At 63.3% G+C, this 2,002-nt stretch carries 4 protein-coding genes; 1 reads left to right on the forward strand and 3 read right to left on the reverse strand.

Annotated elements, in window-relative coordinates:
- Window positions 1-277: integrase core domain-containing protein (locus tag OPF83_RS17300; protein WP_264888886.1), on the forward strand; the 277-nt coding region annotated here is incomplete at its 5' end.
- Window positions 278-396: 119 nt separating this feature from the next.
- On the opposite strand, the gene OPF83_RS17305 is transcribed toward OPF83_RS17300, so the two are convergent.
- The 3 genes from OPF83_RS17305 to OPF83_RS17315 all read right to left on the reverse strand — a co-directional run bounded on the left by OPF83_RS17305 (window position 397) and on the right by OPF83_RS17315 (window position 1,765).
- Complete coding sequence (locus OPF83_RS17305) at window positions 397-732, reverse strand: type II toxin-antitoxin system HicB family antitoxin (protein ID WP_264888888.1); 336 nt, start codon at window positions 730-732, stop codon at window positions 397-399.
- Complete coding sequence (locus OPF83_RS17310; protein WP_264888890.1) at window positions 729-980, reverse strand: toxin HicA; 252 nt, start codon at window positions 978-980, stop codon at window positions 729-731. Before OPF83_RS17310 ends, OPF83_RS17305 begins: the two co-directional genes overlap by 4 nt.
- A 215-nt stretch (window positions 981-1,195) precedes the next feature.
- Entirely contained in the window at window positions 1,196-1,765 is a 570-nt protein-coding gene (locus tag OPF83_RS17315) for a hypothetical protein (RefSeq protein ID WP_264888892.1), read from the reverse strand.
- Between the last annotated feature and the right edge of the window lie 237 nt (window positions 1,766-2,002).

The raw sequence follows: 2,002 nt of genomic DNA on the forward strand, positions 1-2,002 counted from the left end.
GGTGGCCTCGGTGGGCTCACGCGGCGACTCGTACGACAACGCCCTCGCCGAGGCGTTCAACTCCCTGTTCAAAGCCGAGCTCATCCGCAACCGCCACAAGGGGCCGTGGCGCGACATCGACGACCTCGAGATCGCCGTGGCCGAGTACATTGACTGGTTCAACCACCGCCGAATTCACGGCGAGATCGGCTACGTCCCACCCGCCGAATACGAAGCCCAACACGCGGCGGTCGAACCGTCACCCGAGCCCGTCGACGACCTCGTCGACGCCAGATAACCACCCTCTATAAAACCCGGGGCTTGACAGGCGTTGGATTCTGCCATCGCGAGCCGTGCCGGCTGCGGATTGTCGAAACGCGTCTTATCGGCGCTCGCCCCTATTGCGCAGGTGTCGGGCTATGCGCTGGCGAGTCGCTGGGCGGCCCATTGGTTGAGGGAGACGTGGTTTTCTGCGGCCTCCATCACTAGCCGGCGGTGGACTTCTGCTGAGGTGCGGACGTAGATGGTGCCGCTGTAGGAGCGTTCGGCGAATGGCTGCGGCACGCTCTCGCCTGCGGCGGTGAGGTCGTCCACGACGCCGGCCACGACCTCCACCAGGCCCTGGAGGGCGTCTGCTTGATCCTGCTCGAGGTAGGACAGCGACGGAAACTCCAGCACGGTGGCGACGTACTCGTTGTCGTCGGGGGACCACTGCACTCGGTACGAGTAGCGACGGACATCGATATCGCTCATGACTGCTCCTCCATCTTTTTGATCGCTGCTAGTACTTGTTTGACCTGGTAGGGCTTGGCCTGACCGTTCTTGCCTCGTTGGATGTTCACCCGAGGATCGCCCGGCCAGGGCATTTTGAATACCGCGTGGCTGGTGCCCTGCTGACGAGGCTCACCGAAGACTTGCAGGCACAGGGCGTACAGATCCTTGTAGGACACCGACTTCGGGTTGCGCTCGATTGCTGCCCGGAGCTTGTCCGCCTTTGTCACTACCTCATGCTAGCTTATCCGCTAGCATGAGACCATAGTTGGCACAGCGCTTGTAGTCGCTCATTGGCGAGTGAGGCGCGAATCTGCGCAGAAAATCGGCACGGTCAGTCTTGGATCGACGGTTCATGTCACGCTTGTGAACTGCGAGTTTGACGGAATCCGAGTTATCGGCATGGCCCCCCGGCCGGGGAGGCACGGTCGACCCTCGTCCTAGATCAGGGCGTTCCCGCTGCTTCCACGGTCTCCCGTAGCTCGGTGTAGGTGCACTCGGTGACGCCGGGCAAGGCGGCCAGGCGGTGCAGGACGATCGACTTCTGCCCCGGGACTTGGGTGTTGAGAACGTGGGTAGGTACGACGAGGAAGCGCCAGCGGTCCAGGTTCAGCGGGTCCAGGTCGGCCACGTCAGTGACGTCAAGGACGCAGACAACGTACACATCGGCCTGACGCCGATACTCGGGGTTGTGCTGGCCGGTGTGCGCATCCCACGCGCGGGTCTCCGGGATGCTGACGGTAGGGGTGGAGGCACGAGTCTGCGCCCAGCTCTGGAGGAACGACACCGATTTAACCTCCACCCGCAGTCCGCTTTCGGTGACGATGTCGACGGCGTCCCATTCGACGCGCACCGCGTTGCTCGCCACTGCGAGCGCGCGAGCGACGAGATACTCAGCGAACAGTCCGCGGACGGTGTTGTCGAGCAGGCTCGACATCGACCATCGCCAGAAGTCGATCACCGGCCCGCCCGGGAGATTGTTGCCGCCAGCAGTCAGGGGCTCGTCGCCAGTCATTCGCGCCGGCACGATCACGCCGTGTGGCTCGATGGCGCGTCGAACAGAGAGGCCCGTCCGGCCTTCGGAGCCTGTCTCAGGGGGTGTCACATCTCATCCTCGACAAGCTGATGGCGCGCCCGAGCGTCGACGAGCGCTGCGGGCGATCCGTTCACTACGTGGCGTCCAGAAACGTCGATCCTCTGCACAGTTGTACCCCGCTGATCTGCGTACTTGAAGGAATGCCACATTAGGGGA

Origin of the sequence: Dietzia sp. NCCP-2495, from assembly GCF_026011735.1 — a bacterium.
Taxonomy (GTDB): domain Bacteria; phylum Actinomycetota; class Actinomycetes; order Mycobacteriales; family Mycobacteriaceae; genus Dietzia.